This window comes from Micromonospora tarensis (assembly GCF_016803395.1).
GTDB classification, from domain to species: Bacteria; Actinomycetota; Actinomycetes; order Mycobacteriales; family Micromonosporaceae; genus Micromonospora; species Micromonospora tarensis.
This window is the reverse complement of the sequence record NZ_JAEVHL010000020.1, coordinates 1-26418: the sequence shown is the minus strand read 5'-3', so window position 1 is coordinate 26418 and position 26418 is coordinate 1. Positions and strand designations below refer to the sequence as shown.

The 26418-nt window shown below is 70.6% G+C and carries 29 protein-coding genes and 3 pseudogenes; 23 read left to right on the top strand and 9 right to left on the bottom strand.

Annotated elements, in window-relative coordinates; all coding sequences use genetic code 11:
* Window positions 1-70 precede the first annotated feature (70 nt).
* From JM949_RS07335 to JM949_RS38490, 3 genes are all read left to right on the top strand, one after another.
* A complete protein-coding gene (locus tag JM949_RS07335; RefSeq protein WP_238432736.1) occupies window positions 71-784 on the top strand; it encodes a TetR/AcrR family transcriptional regulator in 714 nt (237 codons plus the stop codon).
* Window positions 785-931: 147 nt separating this feature from the next.
* Complete coding sequence (locus JM949_RS07330) at window positions 932-1183, top strand: hypothetical protein (protein ID WP_203147677.1); 252 nt, start codon at window positions 932-934, stop codon at window positions 1181-1183.
* Window positions 1184-1306: 123 nt separating this feature from the next.
* Window positions 1307-1693 carry a DUF302 domain-containing protein gene (locus JM949_RS38490; protein WP_203147676.1) on the top strand — a complete coding sequence of 129 codons (387 nt, stop codon included), beginning with the start codon at window positions 1307-1309 and terminating at the stop codon, window positions 1691-1693.
* Between the two features lie 15 nt (window positions 1694-1708).
* On the opposite strand, the gene JM949_RS07320 is transcribed toward JM949_RS38490, so the two are convergent.
* A complete protein-coding gene (locus JM949_RS07320) occupies window positions 1709-1852 on the bottom strand; it encodes a hypothetical protein (protein ID WP_203147700.1) in 144 nt (47 codons plus the stop codon).
* Between JM949_RS07320 and JM949_RS39605 the strand changes: the two are divergent.
* Window positions 1803-2030, top strand: a pseudogene (locus JM949_RS39605) (signal peptidase II); the annotation flags it as partial. The gene JM949_RS07320 and the pseudogene JM949_RS39605 overlap by 50 nt on opposite strands.
* 77 nt (window positions 2031-2107) lie before the next feature.
* Here the strand turns inward: JM949_RS39605 and JM949_RS07310 are convergent.
* The 4 genes and pseudogenes from JM949_RS07310 to JM949_RS07295 all read right to left on the bottom strand — a co-directional run bounded on the left by JM949_RS07310 (window position 2108) and on the right by JM949_RS07295 (window position 5515).
* Window positions 2108-2710 carry a LutC/YkgG family protein gene (locus JM949_RS07310; RefSeq protein WP_203147675.1) on the bottom strand — a complete coding sequence of 201 codons (603 nt, stop codon included), beginning with the start codon at window positions 2708-2710 and terminating at the stop codon, window positions 2108-2110.
* Window positions 2707-4152 carry a LutB/LldF family L-lactate oxidation iron-sulfur protein gene (locus JM949_RS07305; protein WP_203147674.1) on the bottom strand — a complete coding sequence of 482 codons (1446 nt, stop codon included), beginning with the start codon at window positions 4150-4152 and terminating at the stop codon, window positions 2707-2709. Before JM949_RS07305 ends, JM949_RS07310 begins: the two co-directional genes overlap by 4 nt.
* A complete protein-coding gene (locus JM949_RS07300; protein WP_203147673.1) occupies window positions 4149-4859 on the bottom strand; it encodes a (Fe-S)-binding protein in 711 nt (236 codons plus the stop codon). Before JM949_RS07300 ends, JM949_RS07305 begins: the two co-directional genes overlap by 4 nt.
* 30 nt (window positions 4860-4889) lie before the next feature.
* Window positions 4890-5515, bottom strand: a pseudogene (locus JM949_RS07295) (GntR family transcriptional regulator).
* Between the two features lie 208 nt (window positions 5516-5723).
* Between JM949_RS07295 and JM949_RS07290 the strand changes: the two are divergent.
* The 5 genes from JM949_RS07290 (at window position 5724) to JM949_RS07270 (ending at window position 10987) form a co-directional block, all read left to right on the top strand.
* Window positions 5724-6701, top strand: a complete 978-nt coding sequence (locus JM949_RS07290; protein ID WP_203147672.1) for an aldo/keto reductase — start codon at window positions 5724-5726, stop codon at window positions 6699-6701.
* Window positions 6702-6793: 92 nt separating this feature from the next.
* Window positions 6794-7633, top strand: coding sequence for a fumarylacetoacetate hydrolase family protein (locus JM949_RS07285; protein WP_203147671.1), 840 nt, complete (start codon window positions 6794-6796; stop codon window positions 7631-7633).
* Between the two features lie 80 nt (window positions 7634-7713).
* On the top strand, window positions 7714-8502 hold the full coding sequence (locus JM949_RS07280; RefSeq protein ID WP_203147670.1) for an SDR family NAD(P)-dependent oxidoreductase: 789 nt from the start codon (window positions 7714-7716) through the stop codon (window positions 8500-8502).
* A 12-nt stretch (window positions 8503-8514) separates the two neighbouring features.
* Window positions 8515-9420 carry a hypothetical protein gene (locus JM949_RS07275; protein ID WP_203147669.1) on the top strand — a complete coding sequence of 302 codons (906 nt, stop codon included), beginning with the start codon at window positions 8515-8517 and terminating at the stop codon, window positions 9418-9420.
* A 235-nt stretch (window positions 9421-9655) separates the two neighbouring features.
* Complete coding sequence (locus JM949_RS07270) at window positions 9656-10987, top strand: carbohydrate-binding domain-containing protein (protein WP_309232045.1); 1332 nt, start codon at window positions 9656-9658, stop codon at window positions 10985-10987.
* Between the two features lie 150 nt (window positions 10988-11137).
* Here JM949_RS07270 and JM949_RS07265 read toward each other — a convergent pair whose 3' ends face one another.
* Genes JM949_RS07265 through JM949_RS39020 form a run of 3 tightly spaced genes read right to left on the bottom strand, consistent with a single transcriptional unit; the run spans window position 11138 to window position 12502 of the window.
* Entirely contained in the window at window positions 11138-11551 is a 414-nt protein-coding gene (locus tag JM949_RS07265) for an arsenate reductase ArsC (protein WP_203147667.1), read from the bottom strand.
* On the bottom strand, window positions 11548-12285 hold the full coding sequence (locus JM949_RS07260) for an aquaporin (protein WP_203147666.1): 738 nt from the start codon (window positions 12283-12285) through the stop codon (window positions 11548-11550). The genes JM949_RS07265 and JM949_RS07260 overlap by 4 nt, the downstream gene beginning before the upstream one ends.
* Complete coding sequence (locus tag JM949_RS39020; RefSeq protein ID WP_309232049.1) at window positions 12176-12502, bottom strand: ArsR family transcriptional regulator; 327 nt, start codon at window positions 12500-12502, stop codon at window positions 12176-12178. Before JM949_RS39020 ends, JM949_RS07260 begins: the two co-directional genes overlap by 110 nt.
* A 266-nt stretch (window positions 12503-12768) precedes the next feature.
* On the opposite strand from JM949_RS39020, the pseudogene JM949_RS07250 reads away from it, so the two are divergent.
* The 6 genes and pseudogenes from JM949_RS07250 to JM949_RS07230 all read left to right on the top strand — a co-directional run bounded on the left by JM949_RS07250 (window position 12769) and on the right by JM949_RS07230 (window position 17062).
* Window positions 12769-13220 (top strand): annotated as a pseudogene (locus JM949_RS07250) (ArsI/CadI family heavy metal resistance metalloenzyme).
* A 252-nt stretch (window positions 13221-13472) separates the two neighbouring features.
* Window positions 13473-13886 (top strand): hypothetical protein, encoded by a 414-nt coding sequence (locus JM949_RS07245; RefSeq protein WP_203147665.1) that lies wholly within the window; start codon window positions 13473-13475, stop codon window positions 13884-13886.
* A gap of 293 nt (window positions 13887-14179) precedes the next feature.
* Window positions 14180-14368 carry a hypothetical protein gene (locus tag JM949_RS07240; RefSeq protein ID WP_203147664.1) on the top strand — a complete coding sequence of 63 codons (189 nt, stop codon included), beginning with the start codon at window positions 14180-14182 and terminating at the stop codon, window positions 14366-14368.
* Window positions 14369-14400: 32 nt separating this feature from the next.
* On the top strand, window positions 14401-15549 hold the full coding sequence (locus tag JM949_RS07235) for a helix-turn-helix domain-containing protein (RefSeq protein WP_309232048.1): 1149 nt from the start codon (window positions 14401-14403) through the stop codon (window positions 15547-15549).
* 168 nt (window positions 15550-15717) lie between these two features.
* Window positions 15718-15885 carry a hypothetical protein gene (locus JM949_RS36625; protein ID WP_238432747.1) on the top strand — a complete coding sequence of 56 codons (168 nt, stop codon included), beginning with the start codon at window positions 15718-15720 and terminating at the stop codon, window positions 15883-15885.
* Window positions 15875-17062, top strand: a complete 1188-nt coding sequence (locus tag JM949_RS07230; protein ID WP_309232044.1) for a helix-turn-helix domain-containing protein — start codon at window positions 15875-15877, stop codon at window positions 17060-17062. Before JM949_RS36625 ends, JM949_RS07230 begins: the two co-directional genes overlap by 11 nt.
* A gap of 97 nt (window positions 17063-17159) precedes the next feature.
* Here JM949_RS07230 and JM949_RS07225 read toward each other — a convergent pair whose 3' ends face one another.
* Window positions 17160-17930: a FadR/GntR family transcriptional regulator gene (locus tag JM949_RS07225; protein ID WP_309232043.1), complete on the bottom strand. Its 771-nt coding sequence runs from the start codon at window positions 17928-17930 to the stop codon at window positions 17160-17162.
* Between the two features lie 184 nt (window positions 17931-18114).
* On the opposite strand from JM949_RS07225, the gene JM949_RS07220 reads away from it, so the two are divergent.
* The 8 genes from JM949_RS07220 (at window position 18115) to JM949_RS07185 (ending at window position 26105) form a co-directional block, all read left to right on the top strand.
* A complete protein-coding gene (locus tag JM949_RS07220; protein ID WP_238432733.1) occupies window positions 18115-19353 on the top strand; it encodes an ABC transporter substrate-binding protein in 1239 nt (412 codons plus the stop codon).
* Window positions 19354-19428: 75 nt separating this feature from the next.
* Complete coding sequence (locus JM949_RS07215) at window positions 19429-20379, top strand: carbohydrate ABC transporter permease (RefSeq protein ID WP_203147660.1); 951 nt, start codon at window positions 19429-19431, stop codon at window positions 20377-20379.
* Window positions 20376-21191, top strand: coding sequence for a carbohydrate ABC transporter permease (locus JM949_RS07210; protein WP_203147659.1), 816 nt, complete (start codon window positions 20376-20378; stop codon window positions 21189-21191). The genes JM949_RS07215 and JM949_RS07210 overlap by 4 nt, the downstream gene beginning before the upstream one ends.
* Window positions 21192-21198: 7 nt before the next feature.
* Window positions 21199-22347 (top strand): galactonate dehydratase, encoded by a 1149-nt coding sequence (dgoD, locus tag JM949_RS07205; RefSeq protein WP_203147658.1) that lies wholly within the window; start codon window positions 21199-21201, stop codon window positions 22345-22347.
* 37 nt (window positions 22348-22384) lie between these two features.
* A complete protein-coding gene (gene manD / locus JM949_RS07200) occupies window positions 22385-23614 on the top strand; it encodes a D-mannonate dehydratase ManD (RefSeq protein WP_203147657.1) in 1230 nt (409 codons plus the stop codon).
* Window positions 23604-24146 carry a gluconokinase gene (locus tag JM949_RS07195; protein WP_203147656.1) on the top strand — a complete coding sequence of 181 codons (543 nt, stop codon included), beginning with the start codon at window positions 23604-23606 and terminating at the stop codon, window positions 24144-24146. Before manD ends, JM949_RS07195 begins: the two co-directional genes overlap by 11 nt.
* 188 nt (window positions 24147-24334) lie before the next feature.
* Window positions 24335-24913, top strand: a complete 579-nt coding sequence (locus JM949_RS07190) for a sigma-70 family RNA polymerase sigma factor (protein WP_203147655.1) — start codon at window positions 24335-24337, stop codon at window positions 24911-24913.
* A gap of 133 nt (window positions 24914-25046) precedes the next feature.
* Entirely contained in the window at window positions 25047-26105 is a 1059-nt protein-coding gene (locus JM949_RS07185; RefSeq protein WP_203147654.1) for a threonine aldolase family protein, read from the top strand.
* Window positions 26106-26418: the final 313 nt, after the last annotated feature.

Genomic DNA, 26418 nt, shown 5'->3' with positions numbered 1-26418 from the left:
AGTATCACACGCACACTAATTAGCCCTGGCATGATGGGAGCCCGATCTTCGGGCGACGAACGAGGGAGCCATGACCAGCGAGGACTTCATTCCGGCTCGGCTGCGCAGGCTGTGGCGCCGGTCGGAATCCTCCCGCCTCGGGCGGCCGGCGGCCCTCGACGTCAACCGGGTCGTCACCGCGTCGGTGGAGATCGCCGACCGCGACGGGCTCGGCGGGGTGACCCTGCCCAAGGTCGCCCAGAGCCTCGGCTTCACCGGGATGTCGCTCTACCGCTACGTCGGATCCAAAGACGAACTGCTCGAGCTGATGGCCGACGCCGCCCTGGGCGCGCCACCGAACATTTCCACCATGGACTGGCGCCCCGGGCTGCGCGGCTGGGCCTTCGAGCATCGTTCGGTGCTCCAACGTCGGCCGTGGCTGACCCGGGTGCCCACCGCCGGGCCGCCGTCGGGGCCGAACCAGATCGCCTGGATGGAGATCGGGCTCGCGGTGTTGTCCGGTACCCGGCTCGACTGGGCGCACAAGATCGGCATCCTGTCGCTGATCAGCGGCTACGTCGTGCAGTCGGTGCGGCAGTACAGCGACCTCGCCGAGGGCAGGGCCGAAGGTCAGGGGCAGGCCGACGCCGAGCGCGACTACGGCCGCGCGCTGGCGGTGCTCGTCGACCCCGAGCGCTTCCCCGAGACTGCCCGGCTGTTCTCCTCGACGCTGTTCGAGCGCCGCCGTCGGACACCCCCGACGCGACGATCGCCGACGCGGATTTCACCCTCGGGCTGGACCTGATCCTCGACGGCGTCGCCGTTCGAATCGAACGCTCCGACTCCTGACCTGACGAGTCGGTGCTCCGCACGACCGCCAACTCCGTCGGTGCCCCAGCGCTCAGCCGCGACGCACGGCGCGGCAGTAGCTGGCGGTAGGGTCGCCGGCGTGATGCGGCGGTGGATCCTGACGGTCCTGATGGTGGCCTGCGGCGTGCTGGTGGCGGTCGCGCAACTGAGCGCCGGTCTGCCCGTCGTCGGCGGCGTCGAGTTGCTGATCTTCTTGGGGCTGGCACTGCTCCTCTCGCTCTGGGCCTTTCCCCGCTCGATGAGCGCGGCCGAGGCGCAGCGGGCCAGCGCGGCGGACGGCCAGCCGATCGTCTACTGGCGCCCGGGCTGTCGTTACGTGGTCGGGCTGTGGTGAACCCGGACCGGGTCTGGCTCCGCGAGCAGCTTCGCGGCGGTTACGGCGAACCGCCCCGCACCGGTGTCGGTTGCGGGCAGGATGAGGTGGATTCGCCCAGCGAGCGGTGAGCGGGGGACGGCCGTGAACGACGGACTGGTGACCAGGCGCAGCACCCGGGATGTCGGAGAGACGATCTCCGCACTGCGGGCCGAGGCGGAACGCGTTGGCGCGGCGGTGGCGGCGGTGGTCGACCACGCGGCGGCCGCCCGCCAGGCCGGGCTGAGCATGCCCGACACCCAGGTGATCATCTTTGGCAACCCGCAGGCGGGCACGCCACCCATGCAGGCCCGCCCCGAGATCGCCATCGACCTGCCACTGCGACTCATGGTGCGCGACGACGGCCAGCCCGGCGCGCTGGTCACCTGGCAGGACCCCGGCTACCTCGCCCAGCGCTACGGGCTGAGCGAGGACCAGTCGGCACCCCTGAACGCTCCGGCCAAGATCGCCTCAGTGGTCGACGGCCACTGAGCACGGCCGGGCGGATCACCGTCGTCGGCCCCGGTTCAGCCGCTCCAGGGTCGCGGCAGCGACCAGGCCGTACGCGACGTACGGCACTGCGTCCTCACGCCAGTCCTCAATGCCCCCAGCGGGCGCGGCTTCGTCACCCCGAGCGCGGCCAATCGTCACGTCGCGTCCCTGGGCGGTGGCGTTGGGGCTGGTGCTCGGCGGCGCGACGACGCACCTTTTGGACCGCCTCTTCCGGGAGCCCGGCTTCGCGCGCGGGCACGTGGTGGACTTCGTCGACTACGCCGGCTTCTTCGTCGGCAACGTCGCGGACATCGCGCTGGTGCTCGGCGTGGGTGTGGTCATGCTGCTCAACCTGCGCGGCATCCCGCTGCGGGCGACGACCGCACCGGGATGCCGCGCAGCGACGAGCAGGTGTCACCGAGCTGAGCTGACCAGGACGACCTCCAGCCGGCGCGGACCGTGCACCCCCTCGACCCGGTTCAGCTCGATGTCGCTGGTCGCGGACGGCCCCGAGATCAAGGTCAGCGGCGCGCGCGGGTCGAGTCGGGTCAGCGCCTCCGGCAGCAGACCGACCACCTGGTCGGTGCGGACCACGCAGAGGTGCCGGTCGGGCACCAGGGTGAGCGCACGCCGACCCTGGGCCGGGCCGGCGTCGAGGATGATGGTGCCGGTGTCGGCGATCGCCACCGCGCAGCCGGTCAGCACGGCGTCCATGCCGTCGAGGTCGGCCGGGGACAGCGGGGGAGCGTCGCGGTGCACCTGCCCGGCGTAGCCGGTCAGCCAGTCGGCGGGGACGTCGGTGGGGACGGCGAGCCGGTCGACGTCGCCCAGCAGCCCGGGTAGGGCGTCGAGGCCGTGGTGGACGACAGCCCGGTAGTCCGTCAGGCGGTCGACCAGGACCTCGACCAGGTCGGGCCGGTCGTCGACCCGCCGGTACCGGCGGGGCACCGGCACCGCCGGCGGGGTGTCGGCCAGCGCCGTCCGGAGCCGGGCCAGGATCTCGTCACGTGCGGTCACTGCTTCCCCCACCAGTCACGGAAGGTCTGCGGCGCGGGCAACGGGAGGTCCCGCGACCGGGTCCAGCCGGACATCGGCCAGGGCAGCCGGCGCAGCGTGCGCGCGCCGGTGCGCCGCTCGCGGTACGCCCCGAGCGGAGCCGCGCCGACCCGCATCAGGCGCAGGGCCGCGGCCCAGCGTCGAGGGCTGCGCATGACCCAGGACAGGACGCGCATGGCGGCCCGCTCGACCGGCGGGTGCGGTGCCTGCTGGCGGAGGTGGACCAGGATCTCCGGGATGTCGATTTTCACCGGGCACACGTCGTAGCAGGCGCCGCAGAGCGTCGACGCGTACGGCAGGGAGGCGTTGTCGGCCACGCCGGTCAGCTGGGGCGACAGGATCGCCCCGATCGGCCCGGGATACACCGACCCGTACGCGTGCCCACCGGCCCGCTCGTACACCGGGCAGACGTTCAGGCACGCGGAGCAGCGGATGCAGGACAGCGCCGGGCGCCCGACCGGGTCGGCGAGCACGGCGGACCGCCCATTGTCGACGAGCACCACGTGCACGGACCGCGGGCCGTCGCCGGGGGTGACGCCGGTCCACATCGAGGTGTACGGGTTCATCCGCTCGCCGGTCGACGACCGTGGCAGCAGTTGCAGGAAGACCTCCAGGTCGCCGAAGGTCGGCAGCAGCTTCTCCACGCCGACGACGCTGATCAGCGTCTCCGGGAGGGTGAGGCACATGCGCCCGTTGCCCTCGGACTCGACGACCACGAGGGTGCCGGTGTCGGCGATGGCGAAGTTGGCGCCGGAGACGGCGACCCGGGCCGAGAGGAACCGTCGTCGCAGGTGGACGCGGGCCGCCTCGGCCAGTGCGGACGGCTCGTCGGTCAGGTCGGCCGGCGCGTCGGGCATCCGGCGTTGGAAGATCTCCCGGATCTGCGCCCGGTTGTAGTGGATCGCCGGCACCAGGATGTGCGAGGGAGTGTCCTCGCCGAGCTGCACGATCAGCTCGGCGAGGTCGGTCTCGTACGCGGCGATCCCGGCCGCCTCCAACGCCTCGTTGAGTTCGATCTCCTGGGTCGCCATCGACTTGACCTTCACGACCTCGTCGGCCCCGGCGGCCCGGGTCAGGTCCACCACGATCCGGCAGGCCTCGGCCGCGTCGCGGGCCCAGTGCACTGTGGCGCCGGCGGCGGTGGCGGACGCCTCGAACTGCTCCAGCAGCTCCGGTAACCGGCGTTGGACGTCCGCCTTGATCGCGGAGCCGGCGTCGCGCAGCGCCTCCCAGTCGGGCACCTCGTCGACGACCCGGGCGCGTTTGTCGCGGATGGTGCGGGTGGCCCGGTGCAGGTTCGCCCGGAGCTGCCTGTCGGCGACGGCCGGCCTGGCCGCGGTGGGGAAGGGCAGCGGGGTACGGATCCGTCCGCCTCCGGTGGCGGGTGCGACCGGACGGTTCATGAGCCCGCTCCCGTCTCGGCGAGGATTTCGGCATAGTGCACGGCCCGCACGCCTGACCGGTGGCGGTCGAGGCCGCCGCCGATGTGTGCCAGGCAGGAGTTGTCGGCGGCGGCGAGCACCCGGGCGCCGGTCTCCCGAACCCTGGCGCACTTGTCGGTGAGCATCGCGGTGGAGACGTCCGGGTTCTTCAGGGCGAAGGTGCCGCCGAAGCCGCAGCACTCCTCGGCGTCGCCCAGCTCGACCAGATTGATCTTGCGGACCTGGCGCAGCAGGCTCAGCGGCCGGTCGCCGAGGCGCAGCATCCGCAGGCCGTGGCAGGTGGGATGGTAGGTGACCGTTTCCGCGAACTCGGCGCCGACGTCGGTGACGCCGAGAACGTCGACGAGCAGTTCGGACAGTTCGTACGTGCGGGCGGCCACCGACGTGGCCGGCGGGTGCAGGCGCGGGTACTGCTCGCGGATCATCGCGGTGCACGACCCGGACGGCGCGACGACGGCGTCGTACTCGTCGAAGACCTCGACGTAGCCGCGCACCATCGGCAGCGCCTCGGCCCGGTAACCCGTGTTGGCGTGCATCTGCCCGCAACAGGTCTGCGCGGTCGGGAAGTCGACGGTGTGGCCGAGCCGCCGCAGGATGCGGGTGACAGCGATGCCGGTGGCCGGGTAGGCGAGGTCGTTGACGCAGGTGATGAAGAGGGCGATGCGCATGGGCGGCTCCTCGGATGTGTCAGGGGCGGGTCACGCCGAGTCGCGCGGTGTTCCGGGGGTGGGGGGTCGGTCGAAGGCGGGCAGGTGGCGCTCCCGGGCGGCGCTCAGGTGAGCGCGCATCGCCTCGGTGGCGGTGGCGGCGTCGCCGGCGACGATGGCGGCGGCGACGCGCTGGTGCTCGGTGTTGGTGTCCGGCGCGCGCCGACCGGGAAGTACAGCCGGTGCAGGTGCAGGTGGGCGTGCAACCGGGTGATGCTGTCGCGCAGCAGTGGGCTGCCGGCGGCGTCGGCGATCAGGTCGTGGAACGTCGCGTCCCGCGCGGTGAACGCGGCGTGTCGGCGATATCCGTCGCCGACCTCCACGTCGATGCTCGCCGCCGCCTCGGTGCTGATCCGGTGCCGCGCCTCGGCGGAGGCGTGCGCGGCGGCCCGGCCGGCGGTGGCGCCCTCCAGCAACTGGCGGACCTCGAACAGGTCGTCGAACTCGGCGCGGGTGAGCAGTGGGGTGGTGGTGTAGCCGGACAGCGGGCGTTTGCGGACCAGGCCGTCGGCTTCCAGTCGGGCGAGCGCCTCACGTACCGGGGTGGGGGAGACGTCCAGCTCCCGGGCGAGGGCGTCGATGTTGACCCGCTCGCCGGGCGGCAGGATGTGGTCCATGACCAGCGTCTTTATCGACTCGTAAACGTCCTCGGCGAGGGTGAGTCGACGGGCGGGACGGAGTCGACCCTCGCGGTCTTCCGGTGGGGTCATCTCGTCTCCTCAGCAACCCTTGACTGTTCAGGTGTGAGCGAGTACACACACTAGCAAAGCAACATCCTATAGGAAATAGGCTCGCTGGTTCATCGACCACGGACAGGGGGCGTGCGTGCAGGCCACCGAACGGGTCACAGTGGGGCGCACCGACGTGACGGTGACCCGGCTCGGGCTCGGGCTCGCCCCGATCGGCGGGCTCTTCACCGCCGTCGGCGACGAGGTCGCGCACGCCACCGTCGAGGCGGCCTGGGATCTGGGGCTGCGCTACTTCGACACCGCGCCGCTCTACGGCTGCGGCCTCTCCGAGCGGCGGGCCGGTGCGGTCCTGGCCGGCAAACCGCGCCCCGCGTTCACGGTGTCCACCAAGGTGGGCCGACTGCTCGTGCCCGACGGCGGCGACAGGCAGGGGTTCTGGGCCGAGTCGACCGATCTCGCGCCACAGTTCGACTTCTCGGCAGCCGGGGTGCGTCGCTCGCACGCGGAGAGCCTGGCCCGGTTGGGGCTGGACCGGATCGACATCGCGCACATCCACGACCCGGACGACCACCTCGCCGAGGCGGTCAGCGGCGCGTACCCGGCCCTCGCGCGGCTGCGGGAGGCCGGCGAGATCGGCGCGGTCAGCGCCGGGATGAACCAGGCCCCGGCGTTGGTCGAGCTGGCCCGCGCCGGTGACTTCGACTGCTTCATGCTCGCCGGCCGGTACACCCTGCTCGACCAGTCCGGCCTCGACGAGCTGCTGCCGCTGTGCCAGCGGAGGGGAATCTCGGTCCTCGCCGCCGGGGTCTACAACTCGGGTCTGCTGGCCGACCCGAGGCCGGGCGCACCCTTCGACTACGCGCCGGCCGACCAGAAGCTGCTCGACCGGGCCACCGCGATCCGGTCGGTGTGCGAGCGGCACGGTGTCCCGCTGCGGGCCGCGGCGATCCAGTTCCCGTTCGGCCACCCGGCGGTCGCCAGCGTGGTGGTCGGCGCCCGTGACCCGGAGCAGGTCGCCGACAACGTGGCGATGGTCGAATGGGAGGTGCCCGGCGCGCTGTGGGCGGACCTGAAGGCCGAGGGCCTGCTGCCCAGAGAGGTGCCCACACCGTGATCATCACCGCGCCGGGCTGAGCTGTCTGTGCACGAGCGGACCGCCGTGCCGGCGGACCCTGCGATTCGTACCCATGCGTTGGAGGTTGGTTCGTGAAGTTCATGCGCGTCGGGCCCGTGGGGCGGGAACGTCCCGTGCTGTTCGCCGACGAAAGGTATTTCGACCTCTCGTCGCTCACCGCCGACATCGACGGGGAGTTCCTCGCCGGCGACGGCGTCCAACGGGTCCGCGAGGCCACCGACCTGCCCGAGGTGGACCTCGCCGGCCAGCGGGTCGGCGCGCCGATCGCCCGCCCCGGGGTGGTCCTCTGCGTCGGGCAGAACTACGCCGCGCACGCGGCCGAGTCCGGTGCCGAACCACCGACCGCGCCGATCATCTTCTACAAGGCGCCGAACACCGTCGTCGGCCCGTACGACGAGGTGCTGATCCCGCGCGGGTCGACGAAGACCGACTGGGAGGTGGAGCTGGCCGTGGTGATCGGCCGACGGGCCCGCTACCTCGCCTCCCCGGCCGAGGCCCTCGGGCACATCGCCGGGTACGTGCTCTCCAACGACGTCTCCGAGCGGGACTTCCAGCTCGCCGTCTCCGGCGGCCAGTGGTCGAAGGGCAAGTCCTGCGAGACGTTCCAACCGCTCGGCCCGTGGCTGGTCACCGCCGACGAGATCGACGATCCGCAGGCGCTGCGGCTGCGCTCCTGGGTCAACGGCGAGCCCCGGCAGGACTCCAGCACCAAGGACATGATCTTCGACGTGGCGCACCTGGTCTGGCACCTGTCCCAGTACACGGTCCTGGACCCGGGCGACGTCATCAACACCGGCACCCCACAGGGAGTGGCGCTCTCCGGCCGGTTCCCCTACCTGGCGGCCGGCGACGTGATGGAGGTCGAGATCGACGGCCTCGGCCGCCAGCGCAGCCCGCTCGGCAGCGCCTGACCACCCCGACGGGCGGGTCCGCGCTCGACCGCGCGGCCCTCCTGACGGCGGTGTGCCAACTACTCGCGAAGGAGACAACGATGCAGTGTGACGGTCTCGTGGCCGTGGTGACCGGAGGTGGTTCGGGAATCGGAAACGCCTGCGTGCGGGCGTTTCTGGCCGCTGGCGCCCGGGTGGGCGTGCTGGACCTGGACGTCTCGGAGCTGCCCGCGGACCCTCGGGTGCGCGCGGTCCGGGCAGACGTGGCCGACCGTCAATCGCTCACCGCGGCCCTCGCCTCGGTCGCGGAGGCGTTCGGCGGCATCGACATCCTGGTGAACAACGCCGCCATCTCGGCGGTGGGCACCGTGGAGCAGAACGACGACGAGCAGTGGAGCCGGGTGCTCGACGTCAACGTCTCCGGTGTGGCCCGGACGAGCGCCGTCGCCCTGCCCTACCTGCGTCGGTCACCGTCCGCGGCGATCGTCAACATCTCCTCGATCGCGGCGACCACCGGCCTGCCCAAACGGGCCCTGTACTCGGCGTCGAAGGGCGCCGTGCACGCCCTCACCCTCGCCATGGCCGCCGACCTGGTGACGGAGGGTGTCCGGGTCAACTGCGTCGCCCCGGGCACCGTGGACACGCCCTGGGTGGCCCGCCTGCTCGCCGGCGCGGCCGACCCGACGGCGGAGAAGCGGCAGCTGGCAGCCCGGCAGCCGACCGGTCGTCTGGTGACCGCCGACGAGGTGGCCGCCGCCGTCGTCTACCTCGCCTCGCCCGCTACCGGGTCGGTGACCGGCACGTCGCTGGCGGTGGACGGTGGCATGTCCGGCCTGCGACTACCCGCGCCGGTCCCACCCGCGCCCGCCGCCCCCGGATCGGGTGCGTGACATGATTGCGCGATGGGGAAACAGCAGGACGTCGGCCAGGCCGACCGGCACAGCGAGACCGGTACCACCGACCACCGTCCGATCGGTGGCAGCGCTGACGCTCGGCTCGCCCTCGCTCAGGACCCCGGCACGCCACAGATGACCCTGATCGACCTGGCCTCCGACCCGTCGGCCGTGGTCCGCAAGACGGTAGCCGCTCGGCCCGACGCACCCGCGCAGGCCCTGCGACCGCTGACCAGGGACCATGATCGTCAGGTCCGGGAGGCGGTGGCGAGAAACCCCTCCGCCTCGCTCGCCAACCTCATGCGTCTGGTCAAGGACGCCGACCGGTGGGTGCGCTGGGCGGTGGCCGGCAACCCGGCCTGTGACGAGTCGATTCGGCGGGTGATGTCGGAGGCGTCGGACAAGGAGCTGCGCGGCCTCCTCGCCGAGAGTCGGCAGCTGGAGCCCGAGCTGGCCGCCAAGCTGACCGACGACGCCTCACCCGAGGTGCGGGAACGACTCGCCACCCACACCCACGACCCCGACGTGATCACCGCCCTGCTGGCCGATCGCACCGCCCGCGTACGCAAGGGGCTCGCCCGCAATCCGCGGACCACTGCGGCCCAGCGCAGCGCGCTCGCCGCGGACCCGGTGGTCGACGTCCGGGCCGCGCTGGTCCGCGTGGTCGAGTTGGACGAGGCGGACCTGGACCGCCTGGTCGACGACCGCTCGGTGCAGGTCCGACTGGCGATGGCCACCTCCGAGGTCGTCCCGCCGCACATCCGGCAGAAACTCACCGGCGATCCCGACGAGGTGGTGGCCACCGCCGCCCGGGACTTCCGGCCGGGCGCTGGCACCGCGTCAGCCGTGCGGGCCCCCCGCATCGGTCACCGACCCTCCGCCGCCGGCCAGGGTCGACGATCCAGCGGTCGCTAGCGCCGTCTCGCCAGCGACGGTCGCCCCGATCCAGCGTCCCCGCCGATCATGTGTTCAGCAGGTTTTGCCAGGGGACCGTGTGCGGCACGGGACGTACAACTGGGATACGCGGGTTGGTCTCGACGTATTCACATATGTCGTCCGGATTCTCTCTAGGCTGCTGATGCCCAGCTCTCGGGCATCAGTCGGCAGGGGAGGCCCCAGCGTGCGTATCAGCAGATCCAGGTCCAGGCTCGTGGCGACGGTCGCGGCGACTGTGGTCGCCGTGGCCGGGGGAGTGTTCACCGGCGCTACGGCGAACGCCGCCGAGCCCTCGCCGTTCACCGTCGTGGAGGGCGCGATCCGCACGGCGACCGGCACCCCGGTTCCCGCGTCCGGCACGCACGCCTCGCTGTGGGGCAACTCCAGCTACGCCACCACCACCAGCACCGGCTCCGGGCGGGTGCTGATCGGGGCCATCGGTGACTACTGCGAGGGCTGGCCGACAGTCCGGGTGACTGTCGACGGTGTCAGCGTCGGCCAGACCACAATCGTCAGCGCGACCAGCTACGGCACCTACCCGGTGGGCGCGGCGGTCGACGCCGGGCAGCACACGGTGCGGGTCCAACTCGTCAACGACTTCCGGACCGACGCCTGCGACCGCAACGTCCACATCGCGTACGCGCGGATGGAGACCGCAGGTGCCACCGACACGAAGTTCAGCTTCGCCGTCCTGCCGGACACCCAGCAGGAGGTGCTGAACAGCGGCGACACCCGGTTCCGCAACCGCACCAACTGGCTGGTGCAGAACCGCTCCGCGCTGGACCTGCGCTTCGTGACGCACTCCGGTGACGTGGTCAACTGGGACACGCCCGACCATTCGCAGTACGTGATCGCCCGGGACGCGATGCGGCCGATCGAGACCGCCGCCATCCCGTACTCGCTGGCGATCGGTAACCACGACACCCAGGCCACCGGCGTCGGCGGCTCGGCCCGCGACCCCGCCCACACCCGGGAACTCGTCCGCGACACCACCGTCTTCAACCAGTACTTCACCGCCGGCCAGTACCGGGCGGTCAAGGGGCAGTTTGAGGCCGGCAAGGTCGACAACTCGTACTCGACCTTTGCGGCCGGCGGCGCGCAGTGGCTGGTGCTGACAGTGGAACTCTGGCCTCGGGTCGAGGCCGTGAACTGGGCCAAGAACGTCGTCGCCGCGAACCCCCGGCACAACGTCATCGTCGTCACCCACGACTACATCGACGGGAACGGCGCCATCGAGCAGAGCGCGTCCTACGGCGCGACCAGCCCGCAGTACCTCTTCGACAACCTGATCAAGCAGTACGCCAACATCCGGTTCGTCTTTTCCGGGCACGTCGGCGTCGCCGCCAACCGGGTCGACACCGGGGTCAACGGCAACAAGATCTATTCATTCCTCCAGACGTTCCACTCGAACACCACCAATCCGGTACGCCTCGTCGAGGTCGACACCGCGGCCAACTCGCTGCGAACCTGGATCTACGCGCCGTACACCAACCAGTCGTTCACCGAGTACGACCGGTCCTTCACCGGCGTCGGCGTGGTGCGCTGAGGCGTACTCAAGTTCTTGACGACGCGGCAGCGGCCCTGCTCGGGTCGCTGCCGTTGTCGCCCGAGGCCGGGGCGGCAGTGAGTATTCGCAGGAGATCCCTGTGGACCTGATGACGTAGACGAGTCACCACTCGTCGCATGTCGATGATGCCTAGGCGGGTCGCTGCCCAGTCAGGCCGGCGAGGATCTCCTCGACCCGGGCCCGAATGTCGTCGCGGATCTGGCGGACGACGTCGATGGGTTGCCCGGCCGGGTCGGTGAGGGGCCAGTCCTCGTAGCGTTTGCCGGGGAAGACGGGACAGGTGTCGCCACAGCCCATGGTGACGATGACGTCGCTCGCTTCGGCCGTGTCCCAGCTGAGGCGTACGGGAGTCTGACCGGTGATGTCGATGCCGACCTCCCGCATGGCGTCGACGGCGACGGGGTTGAGGCGGTCGGCGGGTTCGCTGCCCGCGGAGCGGACGTCGACGGTGTCGCCCGCCAGGTGCCGCAGCCAGCCGGCGGCCATCTGGGAGCGGCCGGCGTTGTGGACGCAGAAGAAAAGTACTGAAGGCTTGTCGCTCATGGCGTTTCGGATTCCTGTGCTAGCGGGGGCATGAGTACGGCATCAGCAGCGCGCCCGGCGTCGGGATACCAGGCGGCCAGCGCGGCGACGGCGAGCAGTCCGCCGACGAGTTGGGCGATCACGAAGCCGGGCACCGAGGTGGGCGCGATGCCGGCGAAGGTGTCGCTGACGGTTCGGCCGACGGTGACGGCGGGGTTGGCGAACGAGGTGGACGACGTGAACCAGTAGGCCGCGCCGATGTAGGCGCCCACGGCAGCAGGTGCGGTCGTGGTCCGCCCGGTGCGGGCGAGGGCGAAGACCAGGACGACAAGACCGGCGGTGGCGACGACCTCGGCCAGCCACAGGTTTGCTCCTGTGCGGTCGGTCTGCGACCAGGTGGTCGCCGGCAGGTCGAACATGAGATTCGCCAGCACGGCCCCGGCGATCGCGCCGGTTGCCTGTGCGGCGCCGTAGGCGGCGAGGTTCGGACCGGTCAGGCCCGTTCCGCTGCGCCGGCCGAGCCACCAGTCGACGGCGGACACGACGGGATTGAGGTGGGCACCGGATACCGGCCCGAATATCAGGATCAGCGCACCCAGCGCGAACGCGGTGGCGATCGCGTTTTCCAGCAGCTGGAGTCCGACGTCACCGGGTGACAGTCGAGCCGCCGCGATACCGGATCCGACCACGGCGGTGACGAGCAGCGCCGTGCCGACGAACTCGGCCGAGGTGCGCCGAACGAGACTGAGCCTCACGCGCCGGCCGGCCTGGCCGTGGCGGGCAGGTCGAGCAGCGCGCTGAGCTGGCGGAACGCCTCGGGGCTGACCTGGTACCACACCCACGTGCCCCGACGTTCGGAGTCGACGAGGCCGCCTCCCGCAGCACCCTGAGATGGTGCGAGATGGTCGGCCCGGACAGGTCGAATGCGGGAGTCAGGTCGCAGACGCACATCTCCGGCACCGAGGCGATCATCGACATCAGTCGCAGCCGGACCGGATCGCCGAGGGCCTTGAACATCGGCGCGACAATCGCCGCCTGCCCGGCGTCCATCGGGCGGACCGACAGTGGCGCGCAGCAGGCCGCCTCCCGAAGATCCACCACCGGCAGCTCTTGTTTCGACATTTCTCTACCTTGACAGACGTCGAAACAGCCTGCAACAGTGGGGCTGATTCGAAATCCATCTAGACAGGGACGGTGTGCTCGTCGACCCGCCCTGTCGCTCCGACAGGAGGCACTTCATGTCCCGCGTCCAGCTCGCCCTGCGCGTCTCCGACCTCGACGGCTCGATCGCCTTCTACTCGAACCTGTTCGGCGTCGAGCGGCCAAGCGTCGTCCCGGCTACGCCAACTTCGCCGTGGAGAACCCGCCGCTGAAGCTCGTCCTTCTCGAGGGCGCTGCCGACCAGCCCACCGTCATGGACCACCTGGGCGTGGAGGTCTTCTCCACCGACGACGTCAGCGCCGCCACCAAGCGCCTCACTGAGGCTGGCCTGATCACGTTGGAGGAGAGCGACACCGAGTGTTGCTACGCCCTCCAGGACAAGGTCTGGGTGCGCGGGCCCGGCAACGAGCCCTGGGAGGTCTACACCGTCAAGGCCGACGCCGACACCCTCACCAAGGCGAGCGCCGAGGAGTGCCGCTGCGGCGAACCGGGCGCGCAGGAGGGTGAGCCCGGCCCACGCTGCTGCTGAACGGGCGCGCTGGGGATCTCACAACCAATGTAGGACTTCTTCGCATAAGAACCCTTAACGCGAGCACTGCTCGACTACGTTTCCCCCTGGGCGCGGTAACCGATTTGTCGCTTTCTGCACTGATTGTGACGTGCAGGGACATGGGGTACGGAGAAGAGCGAGGTCCAACCATCGACACCCGAACGTGGATGACGTGGCGGCCCACCGAGCACGCCCCCGAAGAGGCGGCGGGCTCGCTGGGTAGTCGCCGGAGTGGCAGGGCTGACCGGGGTGGCTGGCCTGGCGGCCGTCGGCGCGCCAGAAGCGGTGCGCGACGGTGGCCTGCTGACCGCCGGAGAGCGTGTCCTGGCCGGCGGCAGCCGCTTGTCCGGCGACGACGACGCCGGGCGACGCTCGGAGGGCAAAGAGCGCTCGGAGGGCAAAGAGCGCTCGGACGGCAAGGAGCGCTCGGACGGCAAGGACGCCAAGGAGCACGACAAGGGCGACCAGTGGGACGGCGGCGACGACGCCAGGGACGTGCCCTGTAGCGCCGACGAACTGGTCGCGGCGATCGTCCGGGCGAACACCGGCCACGGGGCGACGCTCAGGCTCGCCAAGAAGTGCACCTACACGCTCACCCGGTCGGCGCCGCCGCCACCCGTACCCTTCGGTCCGGTCGGTCTGTGAAAGACGTTCAGGAGTCAGGGGTGGCGGTTACGTGGAAGGCCGCCGCCGTTCGGTCAGACCGCCACCCGTCAGCCAGGGCCTTTCGGACGACTGCCGCGACCGTCGACGGGAGGGCGGGGACCGCCGGACCGCCCAACCAGTTGCTCGGGTGATCCTGGGGCATGCTGACCAGCAGCATGCTGCCCTTGCAGTCAGCGCGCTCGACGGCGAGGGTAAGTGGTTGCTGGCAGAGCGCTTGGGCATAGGTCGGCCTCCCGCGCACCCGCCAGCGATAGACGACACCGTCGACCGTGATGAGCCGTGAGCCCTTCTTGGTTAACGCCATGTCGTTCTCCAGGTTCGACTCTCGGGAGTTGGACACGCCCCGTGAACGGATGATCGCGTCCGTGGCGGTGCTGTCGCTGTCGATCGGTGTACCGTCCGATAGTGGCAGCCTGCCGCGATGGTCGGCAGAAGCTCACGTCACCGAGGAGCGCCGCTGATGCCTCGCCGGCCCATACCTGCTGACCCGTCGATCGGTGATCGTATTCGTGCGCGGCGGGAGCTGCGTGGCTGGAGTGTGCGGTACGCGGCGAGCCGAGCTGGGATCTCGCACACGTCCTGGTCCCGCATCGAGCGTGGTCAGCAGCGTACCGATCGGTACATGGTGGTGGATCTGGCTGCCGCCCTCGAGTGTTCGGTGGTCGACCTGACCGGGCAGGCGTACACGCCAGCTGACCGGCAACTTGACGCTGCTCGCATCGATGCCGAGCGGGTATGGCGAGTCATGATGGACACGCCGATGGCGGGCCGTTCTGCTGCCTCGGCGACCGCAGAGCAGGTGCATCGCGAGGCAACGCTCGTGCGTGGCCTGTACGGACGGTGCGACTACGCGGGTGCGTTGCGGCGGCTCGCCGACCTGGTGCCGGCGATGCACAGCCTGACCGATCGGAAGACCGCGCTGACGGAAATGGTCGCCGTGTACGGCGTGGCCATGGGGTCGTTGCTGAACGTCAGCTTCCCGGCGCATGCCTGGCTGGCTGCGGAGCGCTGTGCCGAGGCGGCCGGGTTGCTCGACGATCCCGTGGCGATCGGGGTTGCGGCAGCCAATCGGGCGCGGGTGTCCGCCTACTCCGGGGCGTATGGTCCTGCGCGGGACCTGTGCGACGCGGCGAGCGCTGACCTTACCGGCAGTGGGCAGGCCGGCGCGATGGACGTGCTGGGGTTTCTGCATCTCGCGCGGGCGCTTCACCTCGCCGGGCTGCGTGACCAGGCAGGCGCCGAGGACCATCTTGACGAGGCGACTCGGATCGCTGCCCACACCGGGGAGACCGAGAGGTGGGATCTCGCCTGGGGGCCACGGAACGTGGCGCTGTGGCTGATGGCGTTCTTGATCGACACCGGCCGTCCCGAAGCGGCGATGACAGCGGCGGCAGGTGTGGACCTGACGGGACTACCAGCGGTGCGGCAGGTGTATTTCTGGCTCGACATGGGCCGTGCCGCTGAGGCGGTCGGTCGGGACCGCGATGCGGTACGGATGCTGCTCGCCGCAGAACGGGTCGGCCCGCAGCACGCGCGTTCGTCGGTGTCGGCCCGCGAGACGGCACGGGCGATCCTGCGCAAGGGAGCGACGTCGCCGGAGTTGCGAGGGCTCTGCGAGCGAATGAGCCTCGCGACGCAGTAGTGGTGCGTAAGCGTTCCAGCCGGTGAGTGTGCGTTCCGTAGCGTCCTGATTACGGCGCGACTGCCTGTTCGTACTTTTCTTGACCTGCCGTTTGTCGCGCCTCTGGCCGGCGCGACGGTGGCGACTTTCCGAGCACACCGCAGTGCCCTTTGCACTAAGGGGTCGTACGTGGGCAGCGTGGAGCGCGGTCATGGCGAGAACCGGGCCGAGCAGGTGGAGGCGGCGGAGCGGGAGACCGCGAAGCAGCGGATTCTGGAGCAGGCCGAGGCGGAGCGGATACCGGCTGAGGAGACGACTCGGGCGCTGCCGGATCGGCGGTGGCGTGGTGAGCGGTGACGTGCCGATCGGTCGGCGGGTCGCCTACCTGCGGGTGCGCCGGAAGCTGTCGCAGCAGTCGTTCGCCGATCGGCTGGGTAAGTCGAAGAGCTGGGTGGACAAGGTCGAGCGCGGCGTGCGGTCGTTGGAGCGGGTGTCGACCATCCGGGACATCGTCGCGGTGCTGCGGGTCGACGCCTCGACGCTGCTCGGGCGCGATGCTCAGCCCGCCGCGTCGGCCGAGTGCGCTGAGGGCGTGGCCCGTATCCGGTCGGCGTTGTCGGCGTACGACATGGCACCTGGTCGCCCGGCGGGCCGGCGGCCGGTGCTGTCGCCGGATCGGTTGGGCCGGGAGATCGGGCACGCGTGGACCACCTACCAGCACGCCCGGCACCCGCGGTTGGTCGAGCTGTTGCCGGGGTTGTTGGGCGAGGTGCGCCGCGCGCAGTCCCACGACCCGGCGCTGGCTCGGGCGCTGGTGGTGGAGACGTACCGGGTGACGGCAGCCGTGCTGGTCAAGCTGGGCGAGGCGAGCCTTGCTTGGCTGGCCGCCGACCGGGCGATGTCGGCCGCGGCCGGTGACCGGGTGTTGCTGGCGTGTGCGGCGGTGCAGCTCGGTCAGGCTCTCCGTGCGTCGGCAGGGACGCGGTCGGTGCTGCTGGCCGCCGCCTACCGGATCGCGCCACCCGACCCTGCCGAGGGGCCACCCTCCGAGGTGGCGCTGTGCGGAGCGCTGCTGGTGCAGGCCGCGCTGGTCGCCGCCGCGTCCGGTGACGACCGTGCGGCCGGTGACCTGCTGGACGAAGCCACCGAGATGGCCGCCCGGATTGGTGACGGGCACGACCACCATTGGACCGCGTTCGGGCCGACCGCCGTGGAGTTGGCGCGGGTCGCCGCCGCTGTCGACGTGGGGGAGGGGGCGGCGGCTGTCGCACGGCACGAGGCGGCGGTCAGGCGGGACGGGTGGCGGTGGTTGCCCCTCGAGCATCGCGCTGCGCATCTGGTTGACGCGGCCCGCGCGTACCTCCAGGTGGGCGACGCGGGCAGTGCCGCCCGGTTGCTCACGCAGGCCGACCGCGCCGCGCCCGCCGAGGTCCGGCACCGTCCGGCGGTACGGGAGGTGGTCGGCCAGGTCGCCCGCGCGCCGGACGCCTCCGCGACGATCACCGAACTCGCGATCGGCCTTGGGCTGGTGTGAACGCGGGTTATCGACTCGGCTTCCTGGAAGTCGGGGCCTCGGAGGCGCTTTGATGGCCCGGTTTCCTGGAAGCCGAGTCGATCAAGCGCCGCCGTGGTCATGGAGCATGGTGGCGGTCGGTTTCGCCGGTCTGGGCCCAGAGTGATTTCATCTCGCCGAACGCCTGCGCCATCAGCTGCACCATCGCCTGCCGGGCGCGCTCACCGTCGCGCCGCTGGATCGCCTGGGCGACATCCGCGTGCATCTGGAGGGCCTGCCGGTGCGGGTGGTGCGGCATGAGGTGGTGCTTGTGCCGGCCGGTGAGCACCTCCGCGACCAGCTCCTGGAGCTGCACGAACATCTCGTTGCCGGAGGCGACCAGGACCCGCCGGTGGAACTCGATGTCGAGGTGCAGGAAGCGCTCCTCGTCACCGGCCTCGCCGGCGGCCCACATCTTCGCCGCCAGCCCGACGAGATCGCTCGCCTCGTCGGGGCCGATCCGTTCGGCGGCCAGCAGGGCCGCGTGCGGCTCGACAGCGGTGCGGAGCTCGGTGATCGACCGCAGCTGGGCCATCCGACCGGACGACGCCAGTCGCCAGCGGATCACCTGCGGGTCGAAGACGTTCCACGCGCTCGCCGGCCGGATCATCACCCCCACCCGACGGCGCGCCTCGATAAACCCCATCGAGGACAGCACCCGCAGCACCTCGCGGATGACCGAGCGGGACACCGCGTACCGGTCGACCAGGTCGTCGATGTTGAGGACCGACCCGGACGTCAGCTCGCCGCCGCAGATGGCGGTGCCGAGGCTGTCGAGGACGCGGGCGTGCAGCCCGGCCTCGACGGGGGCGGTCCGGGCGGTTGCAACCTCTGCTGAGGACGGTTCCACCAAAAGATCGTATCAATCAGATCGAGCCCTTGAAATACTCAGGTTTGTCGGCCTAGCATCCCGATGTTAAGCGGATGTAACACCGAGGTAGTGGCCTCCTGCGGGGGCGGCGACCACGACAGAAGGAGAGACAAGCGTGCGACGTCGACCGATAATCGGCACTTCTCTGGCTGTGGTGGCCGCCATGAGCCTGGCTGCCTGCGGTGGTGGCGACGGCGGCGAAGGCTCGAAGACCCTTCGCGTGACGCTGGTGAACCACGTCTGGACGGAGAACATCAAGAAGGCCCTGCCGGAGTTCGAGAAGCAGTCCGGGCTCACTGTCGAGGTCACCCAGCTCGGCGAGGACCAGCTCTCCGACCAGTACAACGTCAAGCTCAACGCCGGGGCCAGCGACCTCGACGTGATGATGTACCGGCCGTTGCAGGAGGGCAAGCAGTTCGGCAAGAACAAGTACCTGGCCGACCTCACCGAGAAGACCAAGTCGGACAGCGCCTTCGAGTTCGGTGACTTCCAGGCCGGTCCGGTGCAGGCGACGACCTACGAGGACAAGGTCGTCGGGGTGCCGATCATCACCGAGCAGGAGGTCCTCTACTACCGCAAGGACCTGCTGACGAAGTCCGGCTTCACCGCGCCGCCCAAGACCCTGGACGAGCTCAAGGCGCAGGCGGCGAAGGTCGAGGCCGACAACCCCGGCGTCGCCGGCTTCGTCGCCCGCACCGGCAAGGCCGCCGCCGTCACCCAGTTCTCCAGCTTCCTGTTCAGCTTCGGCGGCGACTTCGTCGACGGCAGCGGGAAGGCGACCGTCAACACCGAGCAGGCCAAGCAGGCGTACGCCTACTACGGCGGGCTGCTGCGGGACCACGGACCGGAGAACATCAGCACCGACATGAGCTGGTCCGAGGCGATGGCGATCTTCACGCAGGGCAAGGCCGCCTTCTACACCGAGGCCAACTCGCTCTACAAGAACGCCACCGACCCGACCAAGTCCAAGGTCGTCGAGACCGTCGGCTTCGCCCCCTTCCCGGCCGGCCCGGCCGGTTCGAAGCCCTACAACATCCCCTCCTGGGCGCTCGGCGTGAACGACAACTCGGAGAACAAGGACAACGCCTGGAAGTTCGTCCAGTGGGCGGCCGGCAAGGAGCAGGCGCTGGCCCAGCAGACCGCCGGCGTTCCCGGCGCCCGCGCCTCGGTCTGGGCGAACCCGGCGGCCACCGCTTCCTACCCGAAGGACCTGGTCGAGGCCAACACGGTCAGCACCGCCAACGGCGTCGGCCACGACCGACCCCTGGTGGTCAAGGTGGCCCAGGCGCGGGAGATCGTCGGCCAGCCGATCGTCGACGCGATCACCGGCAAGGACGCCGCCGCCTCGGCGGACACCGCCAACGAGGCGTTCCAGAAGTTCCTCGACGACGAGGCGAAGTAACCCTGACCGTCGGGCGGCGGAGCCGACCGGCTCCGCCGCCCCGTCGGGACCTGGCCCCCGAACCCGGAGATCTCCATGTCAGCCGTCACCACCCCCCGCACCGACGCGCCGGCGGCACCCGCGGCGCCCCAGCAGGACTCGGCCTGGTCGCGTTGGGCCAACAAGCACCGCAAGTGGCTCTTCGCGGCACCCGCCATGACCTTCGTCGCCGTGCTGATCGTCTTTCCGGTGGCGTGGACCGGGTATCTGAGCCTGACCGACGCCGAGGGTTCGGTGCGCGCCGAGTCCGAGTTCATCGGATTCCAGAACTACCTCGACGTGCTCACCGACACCGACCGGTTCTGGCCGGCGGTCTGGCGTACCGTCCTCTTCACCGGCGTGGTGTTGTTCTTCGAGGTCGTGCTCGGCATGGCGATCGCCCTGCTGCTCTGGCGGCCGTTCTGCGGTGAGAAGTGGGTCCGCGTCGCGATCCTGCTGCCGCTGGTGGCCACCCCGGTGGCGGTCGGCATGATGTGGCGGCTGATCTTCGACCCGAACATCGGGATGGCGAACCAGCTGCTCGGCTGGGTCGGGGTCGGCCCCCAACCCTGGCTGGCCGGCCAGCACTCGGCCCTGCCGACCACGATGTTCATCGACGTCTGGCAGTGGACCCCGATGGTCGTGCTGATCCTGCTCGCCGGGCTCACCTCGCTCTCCGACGAGCCCCAGGAGGCGGCCCGGATCGACGGCGCCAGCACCTGGCAGCGGTTCCGGCACGTCACCCTGCCACTGCTGATGCCCACGGTGATCGTCGCCATCCTGCTGCGCGGTATCGACGCGCTGAAGACCTTCGACATCCTCTACGCCACCAAGGGGCGCGGCGGCGGGTCCTTCCACGAGGTCGAGACCCTGAACGTGTACGCCTACGGCCTCAGCTTCGACTACAACGACTACGGCGTCTCGTCGACCGTCCTCATCATCTTCTTCCTGATCATCATCGGGGTGATGTGGGCCCTGACCTATCGCAAGAAGGGGCTGGGCCGATGACGCCGAGCAAGCCGTACCGGGTGTTCCGCACGTCGGCGCTCGTCCTCGTGGTGTTCACGCTGATGGCGCCGCTGCTCTGGATGATCACCGCGTCGTTCAAGACCAACGTGGACATCTACGACACCGCCAAGGCGTTCGTCTTCTCACCCAGCCTGAAGAACTACGAGACCGTCCTCCAGCAGGCGGACTACCTCCAGTTCATCGGCAACAGCCTCTGGGTGGCGTTCGCGGCCACCGTGCTCTCGCTCCTGCTCGGGGTGCCCGCCGCGTACTCGATGAGCCGCTTCACCATGAAGCGGTCCGCGCTCGTCGTGCTGATGGCCCGGGTGATCCCCGGCGTCTCGCTCCTGGTGCCCTGGTACTACGTCTTCTCGAACCTGAAGCTGGTCGGCGGGTTCACCGTGCTGATCCTGAGCCACATGTTCGTGTCGCTGCCACTGATCGTCTACATCATGATGGGCTACTTCGACGGCCTGCCGACCGAGCTGGAAGAGGCCGCGCTGGTCGACGGCCTGACCCACATCGGCGCGTTTCGGCGGATCACCCTCCCGCTGTCGGTGCCCGGCGTCGCGACCGCCGGCATCCTCTCCTTCATCTTCTCCTGGAACAACTTCATGTTCGCCCTGGTGTTGTCCGACTCCGACACCAAGACGCTCCCGGTCGCGATCTTCGACTTCGTCGGCTACGCCAGCATCGACTGGGGCGGCCTGATGGCCGCGGCGACGGTGGTCACCCTGCCGATCATGCTGATCGCCCTGTTCGTGCAGAAGTACGTCGTCTCCGGCCTCACCGCCGGCGCCACGAAGGGCTGACCGCGCCGTGACGACAATCGCGAAGGTGGAGACCTTCCTGGTCGCCCCGCGCTGGCTCTTCGTCCGGATCGAGACGGACTCCGGCATCGTCGGCTGGGGCGAGGCGACCTGCGAGGGCCGGTCCGAGACGGTACGTACCGCCGTCCACCAGCTCAGCGAGGTGCTGGTGGGTCGGGACGCGCTGCGGATCGAGGACCACTGGCAGGTGCTGACCAAAGGCTCCTTCTACCGGGGCGGCCCGATCCTGGCCAGCGCGGTGTCCGGCCTGGACCAGGCGCTCTGGGACATCGCCGGCAAGCACTACGGCGCCCCCGTGCACCAACTGCTCGGCGGGCCGGTCCGCGACCGGATCCGGGTCTACGGCTGGGTCGGCGGCGACGAACCCGCCGAGATCCGCGACCAGATCAGCGCCCGGGTCGAGGCGGGCCTGACCGCGGTGAAGATGAACGCCTCCGGGCGGATGGGCGCGCTCGCCTCGGTCGCCGAACTCGACGCTGTGGTGCGGCGGGTGGCCGTCGCCCGCGAGGTCCTCGGCGACGACCGGGACGTCGCTGTCGACTTCCACGGGCGGTTCACCCTCGCCAACGTCCGCCGGGTCGCCCCGCTCCTGGAGCCGTACCGGCCGTTCTTCCTGGAAGAGCCGGTGGTGCCGGAGAACTCGCACCTGATCGGCGACGTCGTCCGCTGCACCACCACTCCGGTGTCGACCGGGGAGCGGCTCTACGGCCGGCAGGAGTTCCTGCCCGTGTTGCAGGCCGGCATCGCGGTGGCCCAGCCGGACCTCGCGCACGCCGGCGGCATCACCGAGGTCCGCAAGATCGCCACCCTGGCCGAGGTGTACGACGTGCAGCTCGCCCCGCACTGCCCGCTCGGGCCGATCGCCCTCGCCGCGTGCCTCCAGGTCGGCTTCGCCACGCCGAACTTTTTGATCCAGGAGCAGAGCATCGGCATCCACTACAACCAGGGCGCCGAGGTGCTCGACTACTGCCTCGACCAGACCCCGCTGACCTTCGTCGACGGGTACGTCCAGCGGCTGACCGCGCCCGGTCTCGGCATCGAGGTCGACGAACACGCGGTGCGGACAGCGGACAAGCGCGGGCACGCCTGGCGCAGCCCGACCTGGCGGCATCCCGACGGCTCCTACGCGGAGTGGTGAGACCACCCCTCAGACCGCCAAGAACGAAAGGCACCCCGTGAAGATCGTCGCAGCAGACGTCATCGTGTCCAGCCCGGACCGGAACTTCGTCACCCTCAAGATCACCACCGACGAGGGCCTCACCGGTCTGGGCGACGCCACGCTCAACGGCCGGGAACTCTCCGTCGCCTCGTACCTGCGCGACCACGTCGCCCCACTGCTGATGGGTCGGGACGCGCACCGGATCGAGGACACCTGGCAGTTCCTGTACCGCTCGGCGTACTGGAGGCGTGGACCGGTCACCATGGCGGCCATCGCCGCGGTGGACGTCGCGCTCTGGGACATCTTGGCCAAGGCCGCCGGCATGCCGCTGTACCAGCTGCTGGGCGGCGCGTCGCGCACCGGCATCATGGCGTACGGGCACGCGTCCGGGCGGGACATCCCCGAGCTGTTCGACTCCATCCGCCGGCACCTCGACGAGGGCTTCCGGTCGATCCGGGTGCAGACGTCGGTGCCGGGCATCAACGCCGTCTACGGCGTGGCCGCGCAGCCCAGCGCCACCGGCCAGCGCTACGACTACGAACCGGCGCAGCGCACCCCGTTGCCCGCCGAGGAGGACTGGGACACCCGGGCGTACCTGCGCCACCTGCCCACGGTCTTCGAGGCGGTCCGCGCCGAGTTCGGCCCCGAGCTGCCGCTGCTGCACGACGGTCACCACCGGATGACCCCGATCCAGGCCGCCAAGCTCGGCAAGGCCCTCGAACCGTACGACCTGTTCTGGCTGGAGGACTGCACCCCGGCCGAGAACCAGGAGGCGCTGCGGCTGGTCCGGCAACACACCACCACCCCGCTGGCCATCGGCGAGGTCTTCAACACGGTCTGGGACTACCAGACCCTGATCCGGGAGCAGCTGATCGACTACGTCCGGTCGGCGGTCACCCACACCGGCGGTATCACCGCCATGCGCAAGCTGCTCGACTTCGCCGCCCAGTACCAGATCAAGTCGGGCATCCACGGCCCCACCGACATCTCGCCGGTCGGCATGGCCGCGGCGCTGCACCTGGACCTGGCCATCCACAACTTCGGCATCCAGGAGTACATGAAGCACACCCCGCTGGCCAACGAGGTGTTCCGGCAGTCGTTCACCTTCACCGACGGCTACCTGCACCCGGGCGACCAACCGGGGCTCGGGGTGGAGCTCGACGAGGAGGCGGCGGCCCGGTTCCCGTACGAGCCCGCCTACCTGCCGTTCAACCGGCTCAAGGACGGCACGGTTCATGACTGGTGAACCGGGCAGCCGACACGTCGTGGTGATGGGCGTCTCCGGGGTCGGCAAGACCACTGTGGCGCGGGGGATCAGCGCGGCGACCGGGCTGACGTTCGTCGAGGCGGACGAGTTCCACTCGCCGGAGAACGTCGCACGGATGCGCTCCGGCGTGCCGTTGGACGACGCCACCCGCTGGCCCTGGCTGCACGACATCGCCGGGTGGCTGGCCGAACGGGCGGCGCAGGGCCGGTCGACGGTGCTGGCCTGCTCGGCGTTGAAGCGGTCCTATCGCGACGTGCTCCGGCAGGGTGCCCCCCGGGTGGACTTCGTGCACCTGGCGGGGCAGCCGGAGGTGATCCGGGCCCGGATCACCGAGCGCGAGGGGCACTACATGCCGGCGAGTCTGCTCGAGTCACAACTCGCCACGCTGGAACCGCCCGAACCGGACGAGCCGGTGCTCGTACTCGATGCCTCGCTCGCCCCGCAGGCCCTGGTCGCGGCGGCCGTCAACGGCCTCGGCCTGCCCGTCTCGGCCCCGGTGGGGCGGCAGTAACCGCGCCCTGCCGCCGCACCCGCCGCTGAGCGGCCGAACGGACCGAGCTGCCGGAAATCGACCGAAGGCGGGAACATCGGGAACTTTTCCGGGCCGGCCGCCGACCACCAGAGTGCGCGGCCGACCGGCGGCGTTCCGACGATGGCGGCTCGGCAGGGGAGCGCCCGTGGCACACAGGACGGTGGTCTGTGCGGAACGGCGTCGTTGACGACGACCAGGTGACCCGGTGGGCGCGGGAGGCGGGCCGGGGTGACCGTCAGGCCGCCACCGCGCTCGTCCGGGCACTCCAGGATCAGGTCTGGCGCTTCCTGTCGCATCTGGCCGGGCCGGGCGAGGCCGACGACCTGACCCAGGAGACGTTTCTGCGGGCATTTCGTAACCTGCCCGGCTTCGCCGGCCGTTCGTCGGCCCGGACGTGGGTGTTCACGATCGCCCGACGCGTCGCGGTGGATCACGTCCGGACGGCGGTGGCGCGGCCGAGGACGGCATCGGTGCCGGACTGGCAGGAGGCGGCCGAGGGCGCGGGCGCGGTCACGGTCGGCGCCGACGAGGGCGTGGCTCTGCGCCACCTGATCGCCGGCCTGACCCCGGAGCGCCGCGAGGCGTTCGTCGCCACCCAGGTGCTCGGCCTGTCCTACGCCGAGGCCGCGGACGTCTGCCAGTGCCCCGTCGGCACGATCCGCTCCCGGGTCGCCCGCGCCCGCGAGGACCTCGTCGCGGCCTGGCAGGCCGACGGCGACCACAGCCGTACGCGGCGAACCGGCTGAGGCGGGTACGTGCTCCGCGGCCCCGCACCCACTATTGCCAAGATGTTGCAACAAGGTAGGCTGCCTGTCCGGTAAGCCTGGCCGGATACCCCGCCGCCGCGGGCTCGGCCCAGCCGGATTGGATGCTCCAGCGATGGTCGTGCACCGTTCCCTCTTCCTGCACTCGGACCTGCGCCGCCGGCCGCACGACATGCTGCGGTCGATGCTGGCTCAGGTCGATCCCGACACGCCACCGCACGGGCCGGACGGACCGGTGGCTGTCCTGGAGCGGCGCATGGCCGCACTGCTCGGCACTGACGAGGCGCTGTTCTTCCCGTCCGGGACGATGACACAGCAGGTCGCACTGCGGATCCACGCCGACCGACGTGGCCGCCAGACCTTCGCCGCCCATCCACAGAGCCATCTGGAGGTCTGGGAGCACCGGGGGTACAGCGTCGTGCACGGGTTGCGCTGCCACCCGGTCGGCGACCGGCACCGGTTGCTGACCCTGACCGACCTGTCGACCGTCGGCGAGCCGCTCGCGGCCGTGGTCTGGGAGCTGCCCCAACGTGACATCGGCGGCCTGTTGCCGGAGTGGGACGACCTCGTCGCGCAGACCGCGGCCATGCGCCGTCGCGGTGCCGCCACCCACCTCGACGGGGCGCGCCTGTGGGAGGCCCAGACGTACTACCGCAGGCCGTTCGCCGAGATCACCACCCTGTTCGACAGCGTGTACGTCTCGCTATACAAAGGGCTACAGGGCAGCGGAGGCGCCGTGCTCGCCGGGGACGCCGACGTCCTCGCCGAGGCCCGGGTGTGGCGTCGTCGGCTCGGTGGCGACGTCTACGACGCGTGGCCGCTGGCGCTCGCCGCCCTGCACGGCCTGGACACCGTGCTGCCCCGGCTACCGGCGCACCGGGAGCATGCCGTGGCGATCGCGGCGGCCATCAACGCCGACGGCGCCGCCCGCGCGTTCCCGGATCCACCGCAGACGCCCCTGTTCCACGTCCACCTCCCCATCGGCCCGGACGCCGCGATGCGGGCGGCCGACGCCATGCTCGCCGCCACCGGGGTGGAGCTGTTCGGCCGCGTGCGGTCCGCGCCGGATCCGGACCGGTGCTCGTTCGAGGTCAGTGTCGGCGCGAACGCCATGGAACTCACCCCCGACGAGGTGGTCAGGCACATTCACGAGCTGCTACGGCGCGCGACCTGACGAGCGGATCACGAGGGAATCAGGGGGCCGACCCTCTCGACCAACGGGATGGACGCGACCTACCGCGCTTCCTAGGATCACCGCCGTGAACACCGAACCCCTCAACCCAGGACGGGGTTGCGGCGCGGCGAGGGGCGCTCCGGGCGCCAGCGTCGCCTTGGCTGGCCGGCACCGTCGATGTGTGCCGTTGAGCGGTATACCTCAGAGGCATATTTATGGGTCTTCTGCTGGGTTTGTGGGTTGTTTGGTGGTCATCGTTTGGGGAGTTGGGGCCGGTGGCTGCCGAGGCTGAGCATGGCCAGGGCGATGAGGG